Raw genomic sequence first — 26,153 nt, 5'->3', positions numbered from 1 at the left:
GGATAACTCCCCAGTGGCGCACCTAGAGTTATCCACATGAAGATCGCGCTATTGCAAATCGCCGCCGGCGGCGACAAGATGGAAAATTTGGCCGCCATCGAACCGCGTATCCGCGACGCCGCCGCCCAAGGCGCAACGCTGATCGTCCTGCCCGAGGCCGCCAGCCAGGCGTTCGGGCAGGGGAGGCTTGATACGCAGGCAGAAGAACTGGACGGCCCGTTCGCCACAGGGCTGAAAAAGCTTAGCGACGAGCTCCGCGTCACCATCGTCGCCGGCATGTTCCGCCCCGCAGACACGAACACCGTGGACGGCAAGGAACTCAACCGCGTCTACAACACCGCGCTGATCACCGGCGGCGAGGTGCATAAGGGGTACGACAAGATCCACACCTACGACGCCTTTAATTACAGGGAATCGGACACGGTGCGCGCGGGCGGGGAGCTGGTCACGTTCGTCCACGACGGCGTAACCGTGGGCGTGGCAACCTGCTTCGACATCCGCTTCCCGGAGCAGTTCCAACAGCTCGCTGAACGCGGCGCAAAGGTGATTGTGGTGCCCACGAGCTGGGCCGACGGACCGGGGAAGGTGGAGCAGTGGCGCATCCTCACCGCCGCGCGTGCGCTGGATGCCGGGGTGTTCATCGCGGCCGCCGACCAGGCGCGCCCGGACTTCGAGACCAAGGCCGGTGAGCCATCCGGCCCCACGGGTGCGGGGCATTCTGTGGTGGTGGACCCGTTTGGCACACGCCTCGCGGAGGCTGGCTACGGGCCGGAAACCCTGGTGGTGGAGATTGACCCGACTGACGCAGACGAGGCGCGCAAGCAGCTGCCGCTGGAGGCGATTAGGCAGCACAGCGCTATGCGCTAAACCACTCCGGCGCCGCATCGGGGGCGACGGTCTGCACGTCCCGCGCCCCGGCCACCTCCAGCGCTGCGGCGAGGCTCACCGCGCGCTCTTCCTGCGCGCACACGATGACTTCGTGGCCCCACCACATGCCGACGCCGGAGACCACCTGCTCCAGCGGCGCACCCACGCGCGACTCTGCAATCCACGTAATATCCAGCCAGTTTTGGGCATTGGCCAGCGCGTCCAGCGCAGCAGTGTCGTACCACTCGCTGGGCTCGCGCGCGCCGACAACGAGGTGCACCTCCGGCGGCTCGGGCTGCTCCAAATAGTGGAAGACCAGCGCCTTCGCCGCCGCGAACCCACCCTCGGCGGCAACCAGAAGCAATTGCCTATCGACGCCTGCGCGCACCCCGCCCCGCGCCGCCCCCAACGTCAACCAGTCGCCCGGCTGCAACTGCATCTCGCCGGGGACGTGGAACTCCAGCTGCCCGAGCGGGTTCGACGGCAGCGCCGGAACCAGGCCGGTCCACTCGCCGGGACGGTTCGGCGGCATCACAGGGATGACCTGGCCGGGGGAGTAGGGCACCGGCGTGCCGGCCTCCAGGCGCACCACCTGCACCCCGCCGCGGTGCTCCACGCTGGTGACCTGCGCGGCGGTGGCGGCGGGCACACCGGCGTAGTCGGCCTGTGACGCGGCATCGCGCATGAGCTCCGCCGCCTCTGACAATTCGGGTGCGTCGGCCCCGGCTACGTCGATAAGCATGTGCACCGCGTTGGGGTACTCCTCGGCCGGGAACCCTGTGCGGCGCAGATCCAGCGCCAGCGCTTTCAGCTCGTCGCGGACATCCTCGGCGGGGCGCTCGATCACGGCGAGGGCGGCGCGCAGCAGGACAGGCGGCATTTCATCGCCGGGCGGCAGCATCATCTCTGCCTGCGGGTACGCCTCGGAGAACCGGGCGCGCCACGCGCGGCTGACCTGCGCGCCGCGGGTGCGCAATATCTCGGCAAAGTGGGCGGAAGGCATGAAAACAGGGTACCTAGCGGTTGTGGACTAAAGTTGCACCCGGTTTGACTGTGATAAGTGGATAGAAAAGAGGTGCTGTGGTGGATTTCACCCCGTATACGCTGCTCACGGACATTGGCTGGATCTCGGTCCTGCTCATCGTCGGCAACATTTTGCGCAACCGGCTGAAGGTGCTGCAGGCGCTGCTGCTGCCTGCCCCGATCACCGCGGGCCTGCTCGGGCTGCTGCTGGGCGACGAGATCCTGGGTGTCATCCACTGGTCGGACCAGGTGGGCACCTACACCACGCTGCTGATCGCGGTGGTGTTCGCTTCCATGGCCTACTCGATGGAGCTCGGTGGTTCCGTCGCCTCCGGTGCCCGCAACATGTGGGGTTATTCCACCGCCATGTTCATGGGCCAGTGGGGCCTGTTCATCCTGCTCGGTCTGTACGTATTTGCCCCGGTGTTCGGCACAGAGCCGTGGTTCGGCATGATGCTGCCGGTCGGCTTCGTGGGCGGCTTCGGCACCGCGGCGGCCGTGGGCTCCGCCCTCGAGGAAATCGGCGTAGAAGGCGCGTCCTCCATCGGTTTTACCTCCGCCACCGTGGGCACCCTAGTGGCCATCGTCGGCGGCGTGGTCATGGCCAACTGGGGCATCCGCAAGGGCAAGTCGTCCCAGCTTGCCGGCACCCTGCCTGACGACCTACGCACCGGCTACATCGACAACGAAGCCGAGCGCCCCTCGATCGGCAAGGCCACCACCAACCCGTCGTCCATTGAGCCGCTGGCGCTGCACGCCGGCTTCATCGTGTTCACGGTGCTTATCGCCTACGCGGTCAACAGCCTGATCAAGGGCCAGTGGTCGAACGTGTCCATCCCGCTGTTCGCCATGTCGTTCGTCATCGGGCTCATCGGCCGCCTGGTGCTCAAGCTCGCTGGGCGTCCGAATTACCTGGACAGCTCCACCATCAGCTCCGTTTCCGGCGCCGCCACGGACTACATGATCGCTTTCGGCATCGCCTCCATCGTGCCCGCAGCACTGGCGGGCTACTGGCAGGCGCTTCTGCTGCTCTTCCTGCTGGGCACCCTGTTCTGCGTGGTGTGGATGTTCTGGGCCGGCCCGACCTTCTTCGGCGAGAAATGGCTCGAGCGTGGCCTGTTCGGCTGGGGCTGGGCTACCGCCGCCGTGGCCACCGGCATCGCGCTGCTGAAGATGGTGGACCCGAAGCTGAAATCTGGCACGCTCAACGAGTACGGCGTGGCCTACGTCGGCTTCGCCCCGTTCGAAATCGGCATGACCATCCTCGCGCCGATCGCGGTGATCGCTGGGTTTACCGCCATCTTTGGCTGGATCGCGTTCGCCGTTGCGGTCGGGGTGGTCGTGCTGGCTTACGTGATGAAGTGGATACCGGCCAAGAGATCGTCGTAAAGCTTGATGCTTATCACGGGCGGTTACGTAGCGCGGTTGGAATGTACTGCTGCCCTGCAAGCCAGGAAGCTGCTGCGGGGTTTAGCGAATTCATCAATCGGAGGCAGACCCTGTGGTACCGCAAGAGCTCCCTGGAATCGAGTAGCGGTTCCAAGTGGCTCGCCCGGTTTCGAGCGAATCGCACTGTGTTTGCCCACCGATAGATGACTGAATGATTTGCGTATCGAAATGGAGAACCTGCCCTCGCATTAAAAGCGTTGCTCAGCGCCTCATTCCAGAGCCTCATCCTTGGGTTGTTAGGGGATGACACTTGAGGCTGAGGGAGTAAGAAGAGCCATGCCCCGAAGGGAAGCGCTGCTACAAGATCGTCATGCGTGGGGTTCGTTTTCCTGGCGGAGCCATCCTCTCCGAGTAATGCAGGCGCAGCTTTCTTCCATAAAGGCTGCCTGTTGGTTGGCGCGATAATTTGCTTGAGTTTGGGTGCGGGGTCTATCAACCAATCTCGTGAATAGGAGCTTGACCTACCTGGCTCGTGTACAGGCTCAGTTTCGTTCCAGCTTTGGAGCCTCGTGTCGATGCTGTTTCGCAGCTGCACTTCAACAATTCCGGTTGTGGCAGTGACGGCACCGGCCATCGTAATGTTCCATAAGTACAGCTTCAGCGCCTTCGCTTCGGATCCTCCTGCAGCAGCCCGGTAGGTGTCGGACCGTGCATCGGACAAGGCATTGGTGATTGCTGAGATAGTTTGCGCCTGCACGGTGCCATGTATACACTTTCAGGTACAAGACGGGTTAAAATCCGGTATCAATAAGAATCCCCGCTGGGCATCACGCCCAGCGGGTTTCTTTTTGCTGGTGGCCGGTACCCGGGGTTTGCGGGTTGCGGGTCTTTGCGCCTCGACCTCTGAGACACCCGCACTGGACTCTTGTAGTCCTGCCCATTTGAGCCAACCCCGCGCAACTTTTTTGCCGTTGACAGGAACAGACTCAACTTCTTGTGCGTTACACCTAGTGCGAAACAAACATTAGGCAAGAAAGGACCATGGAATCATGGCGAACAAGTACACGCAGAAGACGCAGGAGGCCCTGCAGCAGGCGCAGATGCGCGCCTCTGCCGCCGGCAACCCGGAAATGCGCCCAGCACACGTGCTGGAGGCGCTGTTGAAGCAGGAAGACGGCATCGCCGCCCCGGTGCTCAAGGCCACGGGCGTGGACCCGGCCACGGTCGCGCGCGAGGCCGGCGAGCTGATTAGCACCTACCCCAGCGCGCAGGGGCAGAACATGGCGAACCCGGGCATCAACCGGGACCTGCAGACGGCCCTGCAGCACGCGCAGGATCTCGCGGGCGAGCTTGGAGACGAGTTCGTGTCCGCCGACGTCCTTCTGGCCAGCATCGCCAAGGGAGGCGACGACGCCGCTGAGCTGCTGACCAAGCGCGGCGCCACCTTCGACGCGCTCAAGGAGGCCTTCTCTTCGGTGCGCGGCGGCAAGACCGTCACCTCGGACAACCCGGAGGATCAGTTCCAGGCGCTGGCGAAGTACTCCACCGACCTGACCGCGCGTGCGCGCGAGGGCAAGATCGACCCGGTGATCGGGCGCGATTCGGAGATCCGCCGCGTGGTGCAGGTGCTCTCGCGCCGCACGAAGAACAACCCGGTGCTCATCGGTGAGCCGGGCGTGGGCAAGACCGCGATCGTCGAGGGCCTGGCCCGCCGCATCGTGGCTGGCGACGTGCCGGAGTCGCTCAAGGGCAAGACGCTGATCTCGCTGGATCTTGGTTCCATGGTCGCGGGCGCGAAGTACCGCGGCGAGTTCGAGGAGCGTCTCAAGGCTGTGCTGGACGAGATCAAGGAGTCCAACGGGCAGATCATCACTTTCATCGACGAGCTGCACACCATCGTCGGCGCCGGCGCCTCCGGCGACTCCGCGATGGACGCCGGCAACATGATCAAGCCGCTGCTCGCCCGAGGTGAACTGCGCCTGGTCGGTGCGACCACGCTGGACGAGTACCGCCAGTACATTGAGAAGGACGCCGCCCTGGAGCGCCGCTTCCAGCAGGTGTACGTGGGCGAGCCGACGGTGGAGGACACCATCGGCATCCTGCGCGGCCTGAAGGAGCGCTACGAGGTGCACCACGGCGTGCGCATCCAGGACTCGGCGCTGGTGTCGGCGGCGGAGCTGTCCAACCGCTACATCACCAACCGCTTCCTGCCGGACAAGGCCATCGACTTGGTGGATGAGGCCGGCTCGCGCCTGCGCATGCAGATCGACTCCTCCCCGCAGGAGATCGACGAGCTTGAGCGCATCGTGCGCCGCCTGGAGATCGAAGAGATCGCCCTGCAGAAGGAGTCCGACGCCGCCTCCGCGCAGCGTCTGGAGCACCTGCGCGAGGAGCTCGCGGACCAGCGCGAGCGCCTCGGCGAGATGAAGGCGCGCTGGGAGAACGAAAAGGCGGAGGTGAACAAGGTCCAGTCCGCGAAGGAGGAGCTCGAGCGCCTGCGCAACGAGTCCGAGATCGCGGAGCGCGAGGGTGACTACGCCAAGGTTTCCGAGCTGCGCTACGGCCGCATTCCGGAGCTTGAGGCTGAGGTGGCCAAGGTGGAATCCGAGGCCAGCAACAAGACCATGCTGGAAGAGGAGGTCACCCCGGACATCATCGCGGACGTCGTGTCCTCCTGGACAGGCATCCCGGCCGGCAAGATGATGCAGGGCGAGACCGAGAAGCTGCTGAACATGGAGTCCGTGCTCGGGGAGCGCGTCGTGGGCCAAAAAGAAGCCGTCGTCGCGGTTTCCGACGCGGTGCGCCGCTCGCGTGCCGGTGTGGCGGACCCGAACCGCCCGATCGGCTCCTTCCTCTTCCTCGGCCCCACCGGCGTGGGTAAGACGGAGCTGGCCAAGTCGCTGTCGGAGTTCCTCTTCGACGACGAGGCGGCCATGATCCGCATCGACATGTCCGAGTACGGCGAGAAGCACTCCGTCGCTCGCCTGGTCGGCGCCCCTCCGGGATACGTCGGCTTCGACGCCGGCGGCCAGCTCACCGAGGCCGTGCGTCGTCGTCCTTACTCGCTGGTGCTTTTCGACGAGGTCGAGAAGGCGCACCCGGATGTCTTCGACGTGCTCCTGCAGGTCCTGGACGAAGGCCGCCTCACCGACGGCCAGGGCAGGACGGTGGATTTCCGCAACACCGTGGTCATCCTCACCTCCAACCTGGGCGCCGGCGGCAACCGCGAGCAGATCATGGACGCGGTGAAGCACCACTTCAAGCCGGAGTTCATCAACCGTCTCGACGACGTGGTGGTCTTCGACCCGCTGAGCCAGGACCAGCTCGTCGGCATCGTGGACATCCAGCTCGACGGCCTGGCCGAGCGCCTCGCTGCCCGCCGCCTGACCCTGGACGTGTCGGATTCCGCGAAGTCCTGGCTGGCCGAGCGCGGCTACGACCCGGCCTACGGTGCGCGCCCGCTGCGCCGCCTGATCCAGCAGGCCATCGGCGACCGCCTGGCCAAGAAGCTGCTCGCGGGCGAGATCGTCGACGGCGACACCGTCCACGTGGACGTCGCCGGCGGCGGCGAAGGCCTGGACGTCACCGCGAGGTAGCCCAGACCTACGGTTCTAGATCAAGTCGGTTGTCTGCCTTTTATGCCCTCCCAAACCAATTGCAATGTCCCCAATGAGCTAATACTCTAACAGCCAGACCGTCGAACGACCTTGTCTTCGGCGGTGAGGACTCTGTTGAAGCAGATTGAATGCTTGCAGGGTCCTCTATTCGTTTGAGCGGATATGCAGAGGTAGATAATGGGTGCATGACTCAACTCATGCACACCCCGGAAGCGCTGGACAGAGCGCTTCCGGACGGCCCCGTCTCCCTCGTTCCCACAATGGGCGCGCTGCATAACGGCCACCTCGCCCTCGTCCGCGCCGCCAAGGCGCTGGGCAACCCAGTGGTGGTGAGCATCTTCGTCAACCCGCTGCAGTTCGCGCCGGGGGAAGATTTGGAGAAGTATCCGCGGACGTTGGCGGATGACGTCGAAAAGCTTGAGGCGGAAGGCGTCGACGCTGTTTTCGCCCCGGCGGCGGAGACGATGTACCCGCACGGCCCGCGCACCACGATCCAGCCGGGCCCGCTTGGCGCGGTGCTGGAGGGCGCAACCCGGCCGACGCATTTTGCGGGCGTGCTCACGGTGGTGGCGAAGCTGTTCGCTCTGACCCGCGCCACGGACGCGTTTTTCGGCGAAAAGGACTACCAGCAGCTCGCGCTGATCCATCAGATGGTGGATGACCTGCACCTTCCCGTGCGTATCCACGGCTGTCCGATCGTGCGCGACACCGACGGCCTCGCGCTGTCTTCGCGCAACCGCTACCTCTCCGTCGAGGAGCGCGAGGTTGCCCTTGCCATCCCGCGGGCGCTGGCCACCGGCAGCCTCGCCGAAGCGCGCTCGCTTCTCGACGCCACCAAAGGCCTCCACCTCGACTACCTCGTCGCCACCGCCCCCGATATGTCCGAACTGCCAGAGGGGTACACGGGTCCAGCGCGCCTGCTCGTGGCGGCGAAGGTCGGATCGACGAGGCTGCTCGACAACGCCCCGGTCGAGCTCTAGCGCCGGGCGCGGTCCCGCTGCATGCCTCGCGCCACTTCCGCCCGCCTCGATCCGCAAACCCTGGGAGCCTTAGCCTGGGAATGGCCGATTTTTGCGCGAACCCAGGGTAAGCCTCCCAGGGTCTGTGCAAACGAGCGCCGACAACCCGCGCACCCGCCTAGAACGTGTGCTCCGGCCCCGGGAACTCACCGGTGTGCACGGCGCGCTTGTAGTCCGCTGCCGCGGCGGCCAGGTCCGCGCCGACGGTTCCGAAACAACGCACGAACTTCGCGCGGTGGTCACCCGCCGGCACGTCCGCCATGTCGTGCCAGACCAGCACCTGGGCATCGGTGCCTGCACCCGCGCCGATGCCGACGGTCGGGACCGGGCACGAAGCTGTAAGCTCCGCCGCCAACTGTGCGGGCACCATTTCGAAGACCACCATGTCGGCGCCGGCTTGAACGACCGCGTGGACGTCGTCACGCAACTGCTCCGCCCCGGCGTCGCGGCCTTGGACCTTGAACCCGCTTAAGTTGTCCACGGACTGCGGGGTGAACCCCACGTGGGCGCACACCGCAAGACCTGCGTTTTTCAGCGCCCGGATGCGCGGGGCGATCCGCACGCCGCCTTCCAGCTTCACCATGTGGGCGCCGGTGCGGCTGATCAGGTGGGTGGCGGTGCGGACGCATTGCTCGTCGCTAGCCTCGTAGCTGCCGAACGGCAGATCCATGATCACCAGTGCATTCCCTGCGCCGCGCACGACGGCCGCGCCGAGGAACGCCATCTCGTCCACGGAGACCTGGTTGGTGGTGTCGTAGCCGTAGACCACGTTGGCCGCGGAGTCGCCGACCAGGAGACACTCGATGCCGGCTTCGGCGAAGACTCTGGCGGTCGCGTAATCGTACGCGGTGAGCATCGCCCACTTATCGCCGGCGGCTTTCTTGCGCGCGAAGTCCGCGACGCGCACTTTCTTGGTGGGGGCTAAGTATCCAGTCACGCATGCAGTCTAGGCCGACACTTCTATAGCCCGGCCAAATACCAAAATGTTATCTGCGGCTCCATTCGCAGTTCGATGTGATCTGTACCATATGACTTGTAACTGCATTTCGTCGGAAAGGAGTTCCCATGTCCACCCCAACAGCAATGCGCGCGGCAGTGGCTGAACAGTTCGGTCCCAGCGTCAATGTCAAAGAGATCGATTTGCCTAAGCCGGGCCCGTTTCAAGCACTGGTGAAACTTCACGCTTCCGGGATCTGTCACACCGACCTCCACGCGGTTGAAGGGGATTGGCCCGTCAAACCGCAGCCGCCATTCGTGCCGGGGCACGAGGGAGTGGGCGAGGTTGTAGAGCTGGGCCCGGGTGAGCATTCGGTGAAGGTGGGCGACATGGTTGGCAATGCCTGGCTGTGGTCTGCGTGTGGCGAGTGCGAGTTCTGTCGCACCGGCCGGGAGACGTATTGTAAGCAGGCAGAATACGGTGGCTACACCCAGAACGGCTCTTTCGGTGAGTACATGCTGGTGGACACCCGCTACGCGCCGCGCATCCCAGAAGGGGCGGACCCGGTTGAGGCTGCACCGATCTTGTGCGCTGGCGTGACCGTCTATAAGGGATTGAAGGAAGCTGAGACTAAGCCGGGTCAGTTCATGGTGATCTCCGGTGTCGGCGGTCTGGGTCACCTGGCGGTGCAGTACGGCGTGGCAATGGGCATGCGCGTCATCGCTGTAGATATTGCGGACGACAAGCTTGAGCTGGCCAAGAACCTGGGCGCAGAATTTGCGGTGAATGCCAAGACCACGGACCCCGGTGAGGCGGTGCAGGAGTACACCGAGGGCGGCGCCCACGGCGTGCTGGTCACCGCAGTGCACCCGGACGCGTTCGGGCAGGCGATTGCGATGTGCCGCTCCAACGGCTCCATCGTCTTCAACGGTCTGCCGCCGGGGGAGTTCCCCGCGCCGATTTTCGACATTGTCCTCCGCGGCATCACCATCCGCGGCTCCCTGGTGGGCACCCGCCAGGATATGGCGGAAGCGCTGGACTTCTACGCGCGCGGCGAGGTCAAGCCGCACGTGACCGCTTGTGAGCTGGATGATGTCAACGAGGTGTTTGAGAACATGCGCAACGGCAAGATTGCTGGCCGTATGTCGATCAAGTACTAGACTGCCGTGCATGCAGGCAACCACCACGATCCTCACCCGCGTTGCAATCCCGGGCGTTGAGAGCGAGCAGCTGCAGGCGCACCAAATTGGGCAGAATCATTTTGTGGTGGCGAGCGTGCCGTTCGTCGATACGGCGCTCGCGATGGGCGACATCGTGGAGTGCGTGACGGTCGGTGGGGCGTTCCACGTGGATCGCGTGGTGGTGCGCGGCGGCGCGTCGACGGTGCGTGTGCTGCCGGAGGACCCGGAGGGCCTGGACCCGGACGAGATCGCCGGGACGCTTTTGGCGTTCGGGTGCCGGGTTGAGCTCGGCCCGGGCGGCATGCTCGCGGCCAGCATAGGCGCGGATTGCCCGCGTGAGGGGATCACGGAGTGGCTCAGCGGCCTGGAGGAGCAGGGCACAATCCAGCTCGCTCCCGGGTACATGGCGTAAATCACCGTTACACTTGCGGCCATGAGCGTCTTTGTCTCCGCCGCTGAACTCAACGAGCGAATCCAGACTGGCCAAAAACAGACCATCATCGCCGCGCTGTGGGAGCCGAAAGAGGGCAAAGCGTGGTCCAAATTTCAATCGGAGCACATCCCGACGGCGCTGTACTGCGACCCGTCGGTGCAGCTCGCCGGCATGCCCGGCCGCACTGTGGGCCGCAACCCGCTGCCCAGCATCGACGTGGTGCGCAAAGCCGCGGCGGGCTGGGGCATTGAGGACGGCCGCCCGGTGTTCATCTACGACGGCGGCAACGGCCTGTTCGCCGCCCGCGCGTGGTGGATCCTGCGCTGGGCTGGGGTCGAGGACGTGCACATCCTCGACGGTGGCTTCGCCACCTGGGATGGCGAAGGCTTCCCCACGGTCGCGGGCCCGGGTGGTATCGTCGTCCCACGCGACGTCGAGCTCACCGAAGGCAGCTTGCCGTCCGCAACCATGGAGGACGTCAGGGCATTCGAGGGATTGCTTATCGACGCCAGAGGGGCCCGCCGTTTCCAGGGCCGCCGCGAGATCCTGGATCTGCGCGCCGGGCACATCCCCAGTGCCCGGAACCTGCCGGTGAACGACCTGTTCGACCCGGAAACCCACAAGGTGAAGGGCACCGACGAGATCCGCGACCGCTTCTCCCAGCTGGGGGTTACCCAAAACACGGACCCGGCCAGCGTGATCACCTACTCCGGCTCCGGCAACCACTCCGCCCTGCTGTTGGCCGCGATGGAGCACGCCGGCCTGCCGCTGCTCACGCATTACGTGGGCGGGTGGTCCCAGTGGAGCGCGAACCGCGACAACCCGGTGGCGACGGACATTTAGTGTCGGGCCGCGCGGTAGCATAGGCCGCGATGGTCATCCTGCTGTTTGTTCTCGCACTCGCGGCGCTGCTTGCCGCCGCGGCGCTGTTCGCATCCGACGCCCGCGAGCGCAGCACACAACCCGAAAAGTCCGCTAAACCGGCCAAGCCCAGCAAGCGCACCCGCCGCTCCTGGGCCCGCGAGCACGGCTACGCGTTCGCGTCCAGCGACGACATGCTGGCCAGCGAGTGGTCGCGCGGCGCCGCCGCCGGGGGAGCGTCCGCCCGCAACGTGGCCACAGGCAGTGCCTACGGGCACGACGCGCACGTGGCTGACCTGGGCGAGGCCACTGTCATCGCCATGGGCACCGGCGCCGAATCAAGCGCGGTGGTGGATTTCCGCCGCACGGACTTCGCGGCGGAAGGCTCCGACGACCTGGTGGAGCTGGACACGCACCACGGGTTCACGTGTTTTGCGACGCAGGCGGGGGCGGGCCGGAGGTTCGTCGATAGGCGAGTGCTCACCGCACTCGAACGTTTACCTGCAGCCGTGCAGGCCGTCTGGTTCGAGGGCGCGTGGGCGATTGCGCAGCTGGGCCGCGACGCCACCCCGCAGGACTGGGACGCCACGCTGGCGCCGCTGGCGCTGCTCGCGGATGCGGCCCGGACGCTCCCGCCTCTCGACGACGCTCCGCTCACCCTCCCATTCCCCACCCGCGACATCCCAGGCCAGGCCCCCGCGGTCGTACCTGAGGCGGAGGACGAGCCGGTGATGCAGCGCCCCGAGGACCCCGTGGAGCTGCCCACCCGCACCACCGGCGGCGAACGCGGCGAGGTGGCCGACCACACCATCGGCGGCGATGACGTGGAAGCCATCGCCGGCGACGAGCGCCGCGTGGTGGACTTAACCCGGGTGCGCCGCATGCAGGGCCCGAGCTCAATTTTCGACGACAAGGAGTAGAAACGATGAAGGAAAAACTCGCTGAGCTGGTCAAAGAGCTGGCAGTGGTGCACGGCAAGGTGACCTTGTCCTCGGGCAAGGAGGCGGACTACTACGTGGATCTGCGCCGCGCGACGCTGCACCACGAGGCCAGCCCGCTGATCGGCAAGCTGCTGCGCGAGCTCACCGACGACCTGCACTTCGACGCCGTCGGCGGCCTCACCCTGGGCGCCGACCCGGTCGCCACCGCCGTCATGCACGCCCCCGGCCGCCCGATCGATTCCTTTGTGGTGCGCAAGGAGGCCAAGAAGCACGGCATGCAGCGCCGCATCGAGGGCCCGGCTATCAAAGGCAAGCGCGTGCTGGTGGTCGAGGACACGACCACCACCGGCAACTCCCCGCTCACCGCCGTCGAGGCCTGTCGCGAGGAGGGCGCTGAGGTGGTCGCCGTGGCCACCGTCGTCGACCGTGCAACCGGTGCTGACCAGGTGCTTCGCGACGCCGGCCTGGAGTACCGTTTCCTCCTCGGACTCGAAGACCTGGGCCTTGCCTAACTTGTCTGACTCGTCTAATGGGGAGCTCCGCGGCCCCACTGAATGGAACGAGGGCCGCCACGGCGTCGGCCCCTGGGAAGGGGAGTGGCCCGACGACCCCCGCCTGGACCCGGAGTTTCTCCGCGACGGCGACCGCCGCAACGTCGTCGACGCGTACCGCTACTGGTCGCTGGACGCGGTTGTCGCCGACCTTGACCAGCGCCGGCACCCGTTCCACGTGGCCATCGAGAACTTCGAAAACGACATGAACATCGGCACCGTGGTGCGCACCGCCAACGCGTTTTTGGCCCGCGAGGTGCACATCGTCGGGCGGAAACGGTGGAACCGGCGCGGCGCGATGGTCACGGACCGCTACCAGCACATCCGCCACCACGAAACGGTTGCCGGCCTCATGGAGTGGGCCGCCGCGGAGGACATCCCGGTGGTCGCCATCGACAACACCCCTGGCTCCGTTCCGCTCGAGACCGCCGAGCTGCCTCGCGAGTGCGTCCTGTTGTTCGGCCAGGAGGGCCCGGGAGTGACCGAGGCAGCCCAAAAGGCGTCGGTGATGACCTGCTCGATCGCCCAGTTCGGCTCCACCCGCTCCATCAATGCCGGCGTGGCGGCCGGCATCGCCATGCACGCCTGGATCCGTCAGCACGCGGACCTCTCCCAGGCGTGGTAGCGGTGCCCCTTCCCGCCCCGGTTTTGTAAAACTTTACATGCGTCAAAACTGATAAGATTCTGACCTGCACGTTTAAAATTGAACGACCGTCCCAAATGTCAACTTTTGCATGTTTCGTTTAGGTAGGCGGCCGCCACCCCCTAAAACCCGCCGGAACCGGTGAAACGAAACCAACGCTTCTGGCAATATAGGTACGAACCGTTTGAACCTGAGGAGTCCCCTGTGCCGGAAACGTGGGCGCACCGCGCTGACCTGGCTGAATCTGCCGTAAATGAACGCCACGCGCAAAAGCTCTGGGGCCTGCCCAAGACGAATCTAGCGGTGGTGGCGTGGCCGCCGGGTCCGAAGGATCGCTCTTTCTGGCACTGGCATTACTGGTGGCAGGCGCAGTACCTGGACTGCCAGGTCGACGCCGCAGCCCGCCGGGAGACAAAATCGCGCCGCCGCCGGATCGCGGACACGTTGCGCGGGGTGCAGCGCCGCAACCGGGGCAAGCTGCTCACTAACGTGCACTACGACGACAAAGCGTGGCTGGCCCTGGCGTGGAACCGGGCGACCCAGATCGGCGGGATCAAGCGCAACCGCCATTTGGACGACTTGGAGTTTGACCTGCTCGCTGGCATCGATCCGGTCACGGGTGTGCTGCCCTGGCGGAGCGGAGAGACGTTCTACAACGTGCCGTCGAACGCCACCGCTGCGCTGCTGTTCGCCCGCACCGGCCGCCTGGATAAGGCGCGCGAGATTGTGGACTGGATCTTTGACAATCTGGTGCGTGAGGACGGTCTGCTTGACGACGGCATCCGGATGCGCATGAGCGGACCGGAGGTCGTCGATAAGGTGTACACCTACAACCAGGGCACCGCACTCGGCGCGAGCCTTGAGATCGCACTCGCGCTGCGTGAGGACGTGGGCCTGGCGCACGACGAGCAGATCGATTCCTTCGTCTACTCGGAGCGTGCGGACGCGTCGATGTTCTACATCACCCATATCCGCGCGATCGTGCAGGCCATTACGCTGCACTTGGCCACCCCGCAGGGCGTGCTGCTGAGCCCGCCGGAGGAGTCCGGGGAGGGCGACGGCGGCCTGTTCAAGGGCATCCTCGCGCGCTATCTGGCGGAGGTGGCGCTGCGGTTGCCGGAGGATTCGAAGGAGAATATCGCCACGCGCAAGATCGCGGCGCGGCTGGTCATGCAGTCGGCGGAGTCGCTCTGGTCGCACCGCCTGGAGGTCGACGGCCTGCCGGTTTTTGCCGCGGAGTGGACGCAGGATGCGAAGTTGCCGCACAACTACGGGCTTGGGCCTTCGTCGATAAGCGAGGCGGTGGGGCTCGTGCGTATCGACGAGCGCGACCTGTCCGTCCAGCTGTCCGGCTGGATGCTGCTGGAGGCGGCGGCGAGGGTGGCTGCAGCGCAGCCGTAAAAGGGGCATACTGGGGGCGTAACTGCAACCCCTAGCAGGAGGATTCCCATGCCTATCGCAACCCCCGAGGTCTACAACCAGATGCTGGACACCGCCAAGAAGGGCGGCTTCGCGTTCCCGGCGATTAACTGCACTTCGTCGGAGACCATCAACGCGGCGATCAAGGGTTTTGCCGAGGCGGAGTCTGACGGCATCATCCAGTTCTCCCTCGGCGGCGCTGAGTTCGGCTCCGGCCTGGGCGTGAAGAACAAGGTTGCGGGCGCAAAGGCGCTGGCGGCGTTCGCGCACGAGGTGGCGGAGTACTACGACGTCAACATCGCGCTGCACACGGACCACTGCCAGAAGGAAGTGCTGGACGATTACGTTCGTCCGCTCATCGCCATCTCCCAGGAGCGCGTGGACGCCGGCGAGCTGCCGCTGTTCCAGTCCCACATGTGGGACGGCTCCGCGGTGCCGATCGACGAGAACCTGGAGATCGCTCAGGAGCTGCTGGCCAAGGCCCGCGCGGCGAACATCATCCTCGAGGTGGAAATCGGCGTTGTCGGCGGCGAGGAGGACGGCGTTGAGGCGAAGGCCGGCGCGAACCTGTACACCAACGAGGCCGACTTTGAAAAGACCGTCGACGCGCTGGGCACCGGGGAGAACGGCCGCTACCTGCTGGCCGCCACCTTCGGTAACGTCCACGGCGTGTACAAGCCGGGCAACGTGAAGCTGCGCCCGGAGGTCCTGGACATGGGCCAGAAGGTCGCCGCCCGCAAGCTCGGCCTGGACGAGGGCGCCCAGCCGTTCGACTTCGTCTTCCACGGCGGCTCCGGCTCTGAGAAGGAGAAGATCGAGGAGTCCCTGCGCTACGGCGTGATCAAGATGAACGTGGACACCGACACCCAGTACGCGTTCACCCGCCCGGTCGCGGCCCACATGTTCTCCAACTACGACGGTGTGCTCAAGATCGACGGCGAGGTGGGCAACAAGAAGACCTACGATCCGCGCTCGTACCTGAAGCAGGCCGAGCAGGCCATGTCCGAGCGCGTCATCGAGGCGTGCCAGGATCTGCACTCCGTGGGCAAGTCTGTGTCCAAGTAAGCATTTGCTTCTCGACGAAACCTCCGGCCCTCCCCGGAGGTTTTCCTTTTGCCCCGGTTCTGTTTGCCTTCCCGCCTAAACTGTCTAACCATGGCGAAGCAGAGGATGAGTACGCGCGAGCGTCTCCAGCTGGTGGACAAATCGTTGCAGGCGCGCCTGAAACGTGTGCGCAAGCGTCTGCTCCCGATCCTGCAGATCGGTTTAGCGGCCGGCCTCGCGTACTTCTTGGCCCGTGACGTCGCCGGCCACCCGCGCCCGTTTTTCGCCCCGATCTCGACGGTCATCATTATCGGCATGACGGGCGGAGACCGTGTTTCTAAGTCCGTGGATATGGCTGTTGGCTGCATTCTCGGTGTCCTGGTTGGAGACCTCATCTTCTACCGGCTCGGCGACGGTGGCTGGCAGATCGCGGTCATCGTCGCCGGTTCACTGCTGATCGCGTCGTTCTTCTCTAGCTCAGTCCTTGTGAACAACCAGGCCGCGATCGGCGCGATCCTGATCGCCACAATCATGCCGCCGGGCGCGGAGGTCACTGGCCTGGACCGCACCGTGGACGCGATTATCGGCTGCCTGGTCGCGATGGTCACGATTGCGCTGATTCCGCAGGCGCCGATGCAGTCGGCGCGCGCCGAGGTGTCGAAGGTGCTGGGAATTATGTCGTCGGTGCTCGACGATGTCTCGGACGGCCTGCGCGACAACAACCCCGACGTCATCGACGAGGCGCTCGAGCTCATCCGCGGTTCCCAAACCGGCATCGATGACCTCGCCTCTGCGGTGAAGGCCGGGCAGGAAACGTCGCGTGTCTCGCCGTTCTTGTGGGGTACGCGCCGCTACATTAACTCGCTCGCCCGCGTGATCCCGCCCGTCGATAATGCGGTGCGTACGGCGCGAGTGCTTGCACGCCGGGCGCGTGTGCTTGCCGACGACAACGATTCCGCCACCCCCGCCCAAATCCAACTCCTGGACACCCTTTCCCAGGTGTGTCTGGAGCTTTCCGAGGTCTACGACGTCAATTCACGCGTTGCCCAAGCCACCGTCATTCCGCAGTGCGTCAACGAACTGCGCCAGGCCGCGCAGGAGGCGGGTATGGACGTTATCCCGGAAGACGGGGTGCTGTCCGCGTACGCGATCCTGGCGCAGACTCGCTCGCTAATCGTGGACCTGCTAATGGTGTGCGGCATGTCCCACGAATCGGCGCTCGCGGCCCTCGCACCCACCTCGAAGACGCCGAAGGTGGAGCCGGAAACGTTCGACTTCGACTAGGGCGCTCGGGTCTCCCCGCCCCGTCTTCCGCGGATCCAGCTACAAGGATCCAGCTAATCGCCTCTCAGAGCGAGATAGCTGGGTCCTACTAGCTGGATCCGCGGTGAAAGGGGGCGGTCTGGGTGTGGTGGCTGCCTCGCCCACCCCCGCCCTCGCGCACAGCGAAAACCCCGGCTGGGAAATCCCAGCCGGGGTTTAAGGCGTCTAGCGCTTAGTGTTTAGCGCTTGTTGGTGTCGATGTCGCCCTTGACGTCGCCCTCGACAACGCCGTCGGTCTCGAAGCGCTCCTTGCGGACGTCCTCGGAGACGCGCTCGGTGTCGCGGACGGTGTCCTTCTCCAGGGAAACCTTCTCCACCGGGACGGACTCCTTGGACACGTTCACGCGGTCCTCGGAGAGGGTGACGGAAGCTTCCTGCTCGCCGATGTTGCCGTCGTAGTTAGCGCGGTCAGCGTCGGTGATCGGCTCGCGGACAACGCGGACCTCTTCGCGCTCAACCGGAACCTCGACGGTCTCGGTCTCGTTGACCACGTACTTGCGCAGACGAACCTCGCCGGTCTCAACGCGGTCCTTGGAGACGTTCAGCTGCTCCTCGGAGCGGACGATCTCGTCGTTGTTTGCAACGTCGCGACGGTCAGCGTCAACGACATCGCGGCGCTCAGCGTCGGTCTCGACGTTGCGCTCGCCAGCAGCGTAACCAGCGCCTGCACCGGCAGCGCCAGCGGCACCAGCCTGTGCGAAGCGGTTGTCCGTCTCGTAGGTGGTCACGTCCTGGGTGTTCTCCAGGCCGTAGTGGCGGTAGAACGCGTCCTGGTCCTCGGTGGTGAGGTGGCCGTTCTCGTCCAGGTCCGGTGCGTCCTCGATGCGCTCCTTCGGGAATGCGAGGTGCAGCTCGCCGTCGCGCAGGGTGTGGCCGCGCAGCGGGACGATGGAGTCGCCGCCACCGAAGAGGCCGTGGTTGACGGAAACGAAGTCCGGCTGGCCGGTGGTGTCGTTGACGTAAACGTCCTTGACGCCGCCAACCTTGTCGCCGTCGACGTCGTATGCGGTTGCGTTTGCGAGGTCCTCGATGCGGTTGAAGTCAGCCATGATTTCTCCTTCAAGGTTTTGGCTAGTAAATTTGTTTTGCTACCGCGGTTTCCGTGTAATCGGTCCTTGCGGGAACAAATCCGAATGTAGGGGAGTCCCCCGTGCCGCGTTTGGACGACCGTCCAAAACCGCCCTCTAGAACGAAAGTTCGAGCGACAAACCCGTCGAGTTCATGTAGTCCTCGTCACAGCCCCCTGACGTGCATTTTTGCCTATCGACGCCACGCAAACCGTCAAAGCCCACAACAAGGCTCAGTACCGGCGAGGTAACGAAACGCTAACCAATCGCCACAAAAATCCCACTGTGAGATAAATCACGTTCTGGAATTTAGCCCTCGCGGACGCTCTGGATGTCGCGCAGATGGCGGTAGAACGTGACGCGGGAGACTGGGCGGGGGCGACGGATGCCGTCGATAAGCACGGCGATTTCCTCGCCCCCTGATTGCAGTGCGCGGCCCGCGAGCACCCGGGAGGCGTCGGTGCGGCGCACGGGCTGTCGCCGCAGGAAGCGGCGCGTGGGCACGAGCGGGCTGACAAACGGCACCGCGACCAGACCGGGCGCATCGACGGTGGGTACGAGCCGCGCGCCGTACTCGCCGCCGCCGACGAGCACGTCGGAGTCCACCACGACCTCGCCCACGTACGGCGCGGAGCCGTCGCCAGTAGAAAGCTCGGCGGACCCCGCGACCACCTCGCCGAAATCCGTGCGCACGCAGGGCATCGGCCGCACCGTGCCCTCGACCGCGAGCGCCACATCGCCAGCGCCCCACATCACAGCTGCGGGCGATTGCCTATCGACGGGCACGTAACCGACCTCCACCCACATCACATCCGCCCGCATCAGGCGGGTGAGCACGAGCCCCAGGGCGCGGTCGTCGCCGGAGACCACCACGCGCACCGGCTCTTCCGGCTGCTGCGGCGCGAACGACGGTTCCCCGAGATGGGAGACGTTGGGGCTGGCTTGGATTTCGTCCAGAGACGGGGTGGGGTCCTTCGGCAGCACCTCGCGCGCAATGTCCGCCAAAACCTTCAGGTCCCGCTGGCTGGGGTGCTGCGGAAGGTCGAAGCGCTGGGCGCCGGGGATGACGGGCGCGTCGCTGCACGCGCAGTGGATGAGCCGCATGGCGCTCACGCTACAATATGGCCGTTATTGCGCCATATATAAGGAGTGTGCGATGTCCGCCATCATCATTGTGGGCGCCCAGTGGGGCGACGAGGGCAAAGGCAAAGCGACCGACATCCTCGGCGGCAAGGTCGATTACGTAGTGAAACCCAACGGCGGCAACAACGCGGGCCACACCGTTGTGGTGGGCGGGGAGAAGTACGAGCTGAAGCTGTTGCCCGCCGGCGTGCTCAGCGAGAACGCCACCCCGATCCTGGGCAACGGCGTGGTGGTGAACCTGGAGGCACTGTTCGAGGAGATCGACGGCCTTGAAGCCCGCGGCGCGAACGCCTCGCGCCTGAAGGTATCCGCAAACGCGCACATGGTGGCGCCGTACCACCAGCAGTTGGACCGCGTGCAGGAGCGCTTCCTGGGCAAACGCGCCATCGGCACCACCGGCCGCGGCATTGGCCCCACCTACGCGGACAAGGTTGCACGCGTGGGCCTGCGCGTGCAGGACATCTTCGACGAGTCCATCCTGCGCCAGAAGATCGAGTCCGCGCTGGATGTGAAGAACCAGATGCTGGTGAAGATGTACAACCGCCGCGCGATCTCCGTGGAGGAGACGATGGACTACTTCGGCCGCTACGGCGAGCGTCTCGCGCCCATGGTGGTGGATGCGGAGCGTGTGCTTAACGACGCCCTGGACCGTGGCGAGCACGTCCTCATGGAGGGCGGCCAGGCCACCATGCTGGATGTGGACCACGGCACTTACCCGTTTGTCACCTCCTCCAACCCGACCGCCGGCGGCGCGTGTGTGGGCTCCGGCATCGGCCCCACTCGCATCACCGGGGTGCTCGGCATTATTAAGGCGTACACCACCCGCGTGGGCGCCGGCCCGTTCCCCACGGAGCTGTTTGATAAGTGGGGTGAGTTCCTCCAGGTCACCGGCGGCGAGGTGGGGGTGAACACTGGGCGTGTGCGCCGCACCGGCTGGTATGACAGTGTGATCGCGCGCTACGCCTCCCGCGTCAACGGCTTCACTGACTTGTTCTTGACCAAGCTGGACGTGCTCACCGGCATCGGGGAGATCCCCATCTGTGTGGCCTACGACGTGGACGGCAAGCGTTTCGACGAAATGCCGCTAACGCAGACCGACTTCCACCACGCCGAACCGATCTACGAAACCATGCCGGCCTGGGACGAGGACATCACCGAGTGCCGTAATTTTGATGACCTGCCACAGAAGGCCCAGGACTACGTGCTGCGCCTGGAGGAGCTCTCCGGCGCGCCGATCTCCTACATCGGCGTCGGCCCGGGCCGCGACCAGACCATCGTGCGCAACGACGTAATGGAGCGATAGCCAGTGGCGCTAACTTTCGAGGAAGAACTGACGCGCGGTAGTGAGAAAGGGAGACCCTTCGAAGGAGCGGATCTCATCCTCTAGGAATACTGCGCGTTCTTCGTTGGAGAGGGTTTCTAGGTCTTCAAGGATTTCGAAAATAACCGCTTCAGCTTGTTTCGCTGTTGCAGAGCGCGCGTTGACAAGTTTTTTCGCATTGAGGTTTAAAGCCTCAATGGTCTTTTCCGCTCGTTCTCGGGTTTGTTCGTCGAGGCCGGGGCGCGGTTGCACCTTCCCAGTTGAGAAGAATCGAAAGATGGCTTCAGGGTCCTCCTGGTCGGGACGGACAAGTTGGTCGGGGGAATATGGGACCCCTTTGCCCGAATCCTTGAATTCACCGCAGTGTTCCGGTTCTTTACAGCTGAGATAGAGGTTGTGCCAGTCGAATATCAATTTTGAGTGCTTGCTGCGAGAGGCTAGGTGCTCAATATGCCCCTTTTTGGCGTGAGCAATTAGCTGTTCGCAATAGTTGCAAAAGGTTCGGTTGCCACGCTCGGACATTGCATCGAGTGCCTTCCGGATTGGCGCTCGATCCTCGGCGCTGAGCGCGTCCCATTCGGTGCTATGTTTCGCTAGCTGTTCCAGAATTTTTGGTGCCTCTGGTCGTTCCAAACGCCGCATGGGCTCCCCCTCTAGCTTCTCGACTTCAGCGATTGAAAACGTATTCTGCGGTCTGCATCTCGAAGGACGCGGTGGGTATCTCCGTAGGTGTTTTCCAGTACTGCTCGGAGATTCTTTGCTTGTTCGGATTGGGCCAGCCCCTGCTCGATTAGTTCGGTGTATTCGTCCAGGATTTTGGTTTCCGGTACGGGAGGGGTGGGGCTGACCTCCATTACTTCCGAGAGGGCTACTTCGCTGGAGAGCCCCTTGATTTCGTCAACGGGAGAAGCGGCGCTCCATGAGTGCTCGCCTTCTCGGTCGATCGTTCTAATGTTCGCGCTGGAGACGGAGCTTAGTACCTGTGGGCTGTGCGTACTGACGACGAACTGTATAAGGGGAAACGTCTCCTGCAGCCTGCCCAAGACGCGCTGTTGCCATTCGGGATGCAGGTGGAGGTCGACTTCGTCAATCAGCACAATGCCGGGGGTTACGCGTGGCGCATCGGGACCGTGGTGTGGGTTGAGCTGGCATGCGCGTCGCGCGATGTCCGCGGAAAGAGAGGTCATGGCCCGGATGCCGTCGCTCATGATGGTGATCGGCAATGTTCCGTGGTCTGGATGGTGCATGGCCAGGGAGTCCAAATTGAAGTTGTAGTGGAAGTCTGTCCACCCTTCGTCAGCAAGCACGTTTGCCACGGCTCGGGATACGCCCGCAAGGTTGGAGGATCGTCCTATAACTCCGCCTTTAGCGCGCTGTTGCTGTTGCAGATCTACAAGTTCTGCTTTCCGGACCCACTGTGTGAGCTGGTTGATGCTGGAAAGCGCAGACAGGCAGTCGGTGTAGCCAGCGGTGCGGCTCTTGCTTACGGCTTTGGATGAAGTGCTGTTGTGGTGCACCCAGAGTCGTTTGGAGCTGTAGTAGCACACCAACGGCAGGTCAACGTCTTCGTATTTTCGTACGGCATGCTGCAGGTGTTTGCCGTAGTCCGCGAGTGGCCTGGAACCCCGAGTGGTAGTGGATCCCTTCCCACTTCTTAACTCTCGGAGTGAATGAATCCGAGGATCATCGAATCTAGCATCGAGGATGACTGGAAACGCTTGCTCGTTCTGACCCTGGGTCTCGTCACCCGTAAATCGTGCATCCGTGCGTTTGATGTTTTCTCCGCGACTCTCATCGAACGCACCGACAAAGGGCCCGAGTGCTAGTGCTGCTGCCTCGAGGACCGTGGTTTTGCCCTTGCCGTTCCTGGCCGCGATCACGGTCAGTTTTGGGTGGAAACGGACTGAGAGCTCTTCGAAGCGACGAAAATTGACCATGGTCAATGATTTGAGCTTCATTCGGGTCTCCTTGCCGTCAGCATGATCTCGTTGGCCAATTGAATCACAGGTGCACATCCAGCGAGGCGATGGAACACCACGCAGAAGCGCTGAACAGCTGTAGCGTAAACGGTCGAGGCAGTGTTGGACGCATTCGCGTTCCGGTTACACCGCCGCCGGGCAATTAGCTCACGGAAGCTGTGATAGCGCAGGGTCTATGCGGTTGCAGCGAAGTAGGGGTCCTTCCGGGAGGAAGTAGCACGCCATGGGGCGTGGCCTTTGCCTCTCGACGCCCCTCCGGTCACCCCCATAAGTGTGAAAAACGCAGAACCGCGTCACGTTCTTAGGGAAAGTTAAGATTCGCCTCGTTTTATTGTATCGACAAGAGAGGTCACGGCCCCTGTGGTTAAACAGCCCCTTCCAGGAAGTTTTGTGCTTCGAACTTTCTAGCTGGGGTTCTTCTGGCGGGACAGCGTTCACCTGGTTTGGATAGGTGGGGAAGTGGGCACGCCTGTTTCCGCTCAGCAGTCTGTTAAGAACGGTGCTTCTCGGACACTGACCATGTTGGGATCCTGGGCTTTACGTAGAGATGATCATGGACATTTGACCGTTTTGCACTGGAAGTACGCCAATTTCGTCAACGGCTTTCGCCTCGTGGCGTGCGTAAATATGAATAGCAACGCCATTGCAACCCCCTGGGAGTGTCCGTACGCTTGTCCATGTTGGCCCTTATAGACAGTTGCCTAGCTATACAAATGTCATGGGATCAGCGTTCTGTTGTTTCAGAGATTCCTCGAAAGGGACTTTTATGAAGAAGAACTACATCGCTCGTCGCCGCGGCACGTCCGTGGCTGCAGCGGCACTGTCGTTTGCGTTGGTTGCGCCGTTTGCGCAGCCGGTTGCATTCGCGCAGCAGGATGCCCCGGCGGCTGTGCCGGTTGCATTCGCGCAGGATGCCGGTGTTGATCCAAACCACGTCTATATCGGTGGCGATGGCAATCCGGGTGTGACGCAGCCGACGTTGGATTCTGGTGAGACTGACGGTGCCGGGATGGATATCTACGATGTTGACGCGATTGCCTCGGGTCAGATCGATAACGCCAACAGGTTCGCTGCTACTACGACGGTGGCAGAGAATGTTGTGTCGGGTCGCGCGATGATTGTGAACCCGATTCGTGGTGGTCAGCTTACAGCGACGTATGACGCATTTGAACCCATCCCCGACGGCCAGAAGGTGTATTTCCAGTGGGTGGACAATGATGGTGCCGTTTCGCCGATTTATTCGGCTGTCACGCACGAGCTGCCGGGTGCCGCTGGTACTGGTGGGCGTGGCATGTATGCGTTTGCAGTGCCGCAGTGGACGGATGCGAAGGGCAAGGTCCACGAATTCCGGACCTTGACGTCCCAGAAGTACCGTGTGTGGACGGAAGCGGCGACGTCGAAAGACGGTAACGAACTGGTGCCGTTGCGTTCTGCTCCGGGCATGATTCCGCGCGCGTATGACAAAGGCTCTGGCTCTGGCATGGGAGAGTTCCCGGGCGAGGTTGGCACGAACGGCAATATGCAGCGCACTGCTACGTGGAATTTTGAGATTCCGGCGGATAAGTACATGCTGGCACCGGAGGGCAAGCGGATTGTCGACGATCGCGGTCCGATCTCGAACCCGGGTGCACATTATGACCGCACGTCGAAGCGAACGGTGTCGGGCAACGTGTGGCTGGAAACCGGTAATGAGCGTCAGCTGTTTACCGGTGCGTCGCCAGCGTTTGATCCGAAGGCGCAAGGCTACACGGTGTATGCAACGTGGTTGACCCCGGAAGGCGAGCAGGCTAACGAGGCGATCAAGGCGGCGAACAAGGAAGAGCGCGTGGCCTTGACGAAGCAGATGTTGGCTGAGCACCCGGAGTATGTGGCTGGCACTGTCTCGGCCAAGACGGATGAAAACGGTGATTACACGCTGCGTTTCCCGGAGGATCAGTACTCTGAGGATCGTTCGAATCCGCAGGAAAATATGTACATGTGGGTTGAGGATCCGGCGGGCAACCAGATCCCGACGTACACGGGTGGATACACCCAGCCGGTGTTCCAGTACCCGGCGTTTAACCCGCAGTGGGCACCGACTTCGGTGCCGGTCCGGAACAACGCAGGTCTGGTCGGCGCTGAGTTCAACCGCATGAACAACGTGAACTTTGCTGCTGTGCCGTACTACACGGTGAAGTTGGACATCACCAACTTTGACAATGTGGCCAACCCGGCGATGCCTGGCGATGTCGCCGAGGTCGAATTGAAGGGTGACTTGCCGGCCACGGGCGGGGTCCTGGAATGGCGTGATGGTTCGGGCAAGGTCCTGAAGAAGTGTGAGATTTCTGGCACGACGAAGGATGATTTGGGTGAGTGCGCCACCTTCGATGTCCCGGATGATGCGGCCGACGGCAGCTACTACTGGGCTGTTGTCACCAACGGTGAGAATGATCTGTCGGCTGACTCGTTCATCGTGCTAGTCGACGGTTCGAACGCTAGGAACTACGACCCTTCGTACGAGGACAAGCTGGTTGTTCCTGGTGAGGAGACCAAGTCGTCGCCGACCTTTACTGACAAGGACGGTAAGGACGTAACCGCTCCTGAGGGTTCGAAGTTCAAGATCACTGACGGCTTCACTGCTCCTGAGGGATACGACGTCAAGATCGACGAGAACACTGGTGAGATCACCGTTACGTTCCCGGATGAGTCCAAGCTGAACGAGGACACCGTTGAGGAGTTCGATGTTCCGGTGACGGTGACGTACCCGGATCGCAGCATCGATAAGACGGATGCGAACTTCAAGCTGGATACCGATGGTGACGGTACGTCGGATCTCGAGGACGATGACGACGATAACGACGGCGTCACGGACGAGAAGGAAGAAGAAGACGGCACCAACCCGAAGGTTCCGAACCAGAACACGATCTTCGACCCTGCTTATGAGGATAAGCTGGTTGTTCCGGGTGAGGAAACCAAGTCGTCGCCGACCTTTACTGACAAGGACGGTAAGGACGTAACCGCTCCTGAGGGTTCGAAGTTCAAGATCACTGACGGCTTCACTGCTCCTGAGGGATACGACGTCAAGATCGACGAGAACACTGGTGAGATCACCGTTACGTTCCCGGATGAGTCCAAGCTGAACAAGGACACCGTTGAGGAGTTCGATGTTCCTGTCACGGTGACCTACCCGGACCAGACCACCGATAAGACGGATGCGAACTTCAAGCTGGACACCGATGGTGACGGTACGTCGGATCTCGAGGACGATGACGACGATAACGACGGCATCCCGGATGGGGAAGACAGCAACCCGAAGGTTCCGAACCAGGACACGATCTACGAGCCTGGTTACGAGGATGGTTCTGGTAAGCCGGGCAGCGATGTCAAGATCGATCCTCCGACCTTCACCGACAAGG

The 26,153-nt window shown here is 63.4% G+C and carries 21 protein-coding genes; 15 read left to right on the top strand and 6 right to left on the bottom strand.

The window, feature by feature from the left end; all coding sequences use genetic code 11:
• The first annotated feature begins 36 nt into the window (after positions 1–36).
• Complete coding sequence (locus QP996_RS04910; RefSeq protein ID WP_284871521.1) at positions 37–867, top strand: carbon-nitrogen hydrolase family protein; 831 nt, start codon at positions 37–39, stop codon at positions 865–867.
• Here QP996_RS04910 and QP996_RS04905 read toward each other — a convergent pair.
• The gene (locus QP996_RS04905; protein WP_284871520.1) at positions 857–1,870 is read right to left on the bottom strand and encodes a ferredoxin reductase domain-containing protein; all 1,014 of its coding nucleotides are present in this window, start codon (positions 1,868–1,870) and stop codon (positions 857–859) included. The two genes, QP996_RS04910 and QP996_RS04905, sit on opposite strands and share 11 nt — an antisense overlap.
• Positions 1,871–1,950: 80 nt before the next feature.
• On the opposite strand from QP996_RS04905, the gene QP996_RS04900 reads away from it, so the two are divergent.
• The 3 genes from QP996_RS04900 to panC all read left to right on the top strand — a co-directional run bounded on the left by QP996_RS04900 (position 1,951) and on the right by panC (position 7,876).
• Positions 1,951–3,279, top strand: coding sequence for a sodium/glutamate symporter (locus tag QP996_RS04900; RefSeq protein ID WP_284871544.1), 1,329 nt, complete (start codon positions 1,951–1,953; stop codon positions 3,277–3,279).
• A 1,049-nt stretch (positions 3,280–4,328) separates the two neighbouring features.
• Positions 4,329–6,875, top strand: a complete 2,547-nt coding sequence (gene clpB, locus QP996_RS04895; protein WP_284871519.1) for an ATP-dependent chaperone ClpB — start codon at positions 4,329–4,331, stop codon at positions 6,873–6,875.
• Positions 6,876–7,081: 206 nt separating this feature from the next.
• Positions 7,082–7,876 carry a pantoate--beta-alanine ligase gene (gene panC / locus QP996_RS04890; RefSeq protein WP_284871518.1) on the top strand — a complete coding sequence of 265 codons (795 nt, stop codon included), beginning with the start codon at positions 7,082–7,084 and terminating at the stop codon, positions 7,874–7,876.
• Between the two features lie 157 nt (positions 7,877–8,033).
• On the opposite strand, the gene panB is transcribed toward panC, so the two are convergent.
• A complete protein-coding gene (panB, locus tag QP996_RS04885) occupies positions 8,034–8,852 on the bottom strand; it encodes a 3-methyl-2-oxobutanoate hydroxymethyltransferase (protein WP_284871517.1) in 819 nt (272 codons plus the stop codon).
• 128 nt (positions 8,853–8,980) lie between these two features.
• On the opposite strand from panB, the gene adhP reads away from it, so the two are divergent.
• The 9 genes from adhP to QP996_RS04840 all read left to right on the top strand — a co-directional run bounded on the left by adhP (position 8,981) and on the right by QP996_RS04840 (position 17,209).
• Entirely contained in the window at positions 8,981–10,012 is a 1,032-nt protein-coding gene (gene adhP / locus QP996_RS04880; protein WP_284871516.1) for an alcohol dehydrogenase AdhP, read from the top strand.
• A 10-nt stretch (positions 10,013–10,022) separates the two neighbouring features.
• Positions 10,023–10,445: a DUF4265 domain-containing protein gene (locus QP996_RS04875; RefSeq protein ID WP_284871515.1), complete on the top strand. Its 423-nt coding sequence runs from the start codon at positions 10,023–10,025 to the stop codon at positions 10,443–10,445.
• Positions 10,446–10,466: 21 nt separating this feature from the next.
• Entirely contained in the window at positions 10,467–11,309 is an 843-nt protein-coding gene (locus QP996_RS04870; protein ID WP_284871514.1) for a sulfurtransferase, read from the top strand.
• Positions 11,310–11,338: 29 nt separating this feature from the next.
• Complete coding sequence (locus QP996_RS04865) at positions 11,339–12,247, top strand: TtfA family protein (protein ID WP_284871513.1); 909 nt, start codon at positions 11,339–11,341, stop codon at positions 12,245–12,247.
• A gap of 5 nt (positions 12,248–12,252) precedes the next feature.
• On the top strand, positions 12,253–12,780 hold the full coding sequence (gene pyrE / locus QP996_RS04860; RefSeq protein ID WP_284871512.1) for an orotate phosphoribosyltransferase: 528 nt from the start codon (positions 12,253–12,255) through the stop codon (positions 12,778–12,780).
• A complete protein-coding gene (locus QP996_RS04855) occupies positions 12,773–13,444 on the top strand; it encodes a TrmH family RNA methyltransferase (protein WP_502870114.1) in 672 nt (223 codons plus the stop codon). The genes pyrE and QP996_RS04855 overlap by 8 nt, the downstream gene beginning before the upstream one ends.
• 222 nt (positions 13,445–13,666) lie before the next feature.
• Positions 13,667–14,863: a glycoside hydrolase family 76 protein gene (locus QP996_RS04850; RefSeq protein ID WP_284871511.1), complete on the top strand. Its 1,197-nt coding sequence runs from the start codon at positions 13,667–13,669 to the stop codon at positions 14,861–14,863.
• Positions 14,864–14,911: 48 nt separating this feature from the next.
• Positions 14,912–15,946 (top strand): class II fructose-bisphosphate aldolase, encoded by a 1,035-nt coding sequence (gene fbaA, locus QP996_RS04845; RefSeq protein WP_284871510.1) that lies wholly within the window; start codon positions 14,912–14,914, stop codon positions 15,944–15,946.
• Between the two features lie 90 nt (positions 15,947–16,036).
• Entirely contained in the window at positions 16,037–17,209 is a 1,173-nt protein-coding gene (locus tag QP996_RS04840) for an FUSC family protein (protein WP_284871509.1), read from the top strand.
• A 218-nt stretch (positions 17,210–17,427) separates the two neighbouring features.
• On the opposite strand, the gene QP996_RS04835 is transcribed toward QP996_RS04840, so the two are convergent.
• Both QP996_RS04835 and QP996_RS04830 read right to left on the bottom strand, forming a co-directional pair.
• Entirely contained in the window at positions 17,428–18,297 is an 870-nt protein-coding gene (locus QP996_RS04835) for a PRC and DUF2382 domain-containing protein (RefSeq protein ID WP_284871508.1), read from the bottom strand.
• A gap of 327 nt (positions 18,298–18,624) precedes the next feature.
• The gene (locus QP996_RS04830) at positions 18,625–19,419 is read right to left on the bottom strand and encodes a hypothetical protein (protein WP_284871507.1); all 795 of its coding nucleotides are present in this window, start codon (positions 19,417–19,419) and stop codon (positions 18,625–18,627) included.
• 52 nt (positions 19,420–19,471) lie between these two features.
• On the opposite strand from QP996_RS04830, the gene QP996_RS04825 reads away from it, so the two are divergent.
• The gene (locus QP996_RS04825) at positions 19,472–20,761 is read left to right on the top strand and encodes an adenylosuccinate synthase (protein WP_284871506.1); all 1,290 of its coding nucleotides are present in this window, start codon (positions 19,472–19,474) and stop codon (positions 20,759–20,761) included.
• 9 nt (positions 20,762–20,770) lie between these two features.
• On the opposite strand, the gene QP996_RS04820 is transcribed toward QP996_RS04825, so the two are convergent.
• The gene (locus tag QP996_RS04820) at positions 20,771–21,421 is read right to left on the bottom strand and encodes a retron system putative HNH endonuclease (protein WP_284871505.1); all 651 of its coding nucleotides are present in this window, start codon (positions 21,419–21,421) and stop codon (positions 20,771–20,773) included.
• 11 nt (positions 21,422–21,432) lie between these two features.
• Complete coding sequence (locus QP996_RS04815) at positions 21,433–22,737, bottom strand: AAA family ATPase (protein WP_284871504.1); 1,305 nt, start codon at positions 22,735–22,737, stop codon at positions 21,433–21,435.
• A gap of 787 nt (positions 22,738–23,524) precedes the next feature.
• On the opposite strand from QP996_RS04815, the gene QP996_RS04810 reads away from it, so the two are divergent.
• Positions 23,525–26,153, top strand: a 2,629-nt coding sequence (locus tag QP996_RS04810; protein ID WP_284871503.1) for a YPDG domain-containing protein, incomplete at its 3' end; no start/stop codon positions are given.

This window comes from Corynebacterium sp. MSK008 (genome assembly GCF_030232585.1).
Taxonomy (GTDB): domain Bacteria; phylum Actinomycetota; class Actinomycetes; order Mycobacteriales; family Mycobacteriaceae; genus Corynebacterium.
The sequence above is the reverse complement of the archived record's forward strand: the minus strand, read 5'-3'. Positions and strand labels throughout refer to the sequence as shown.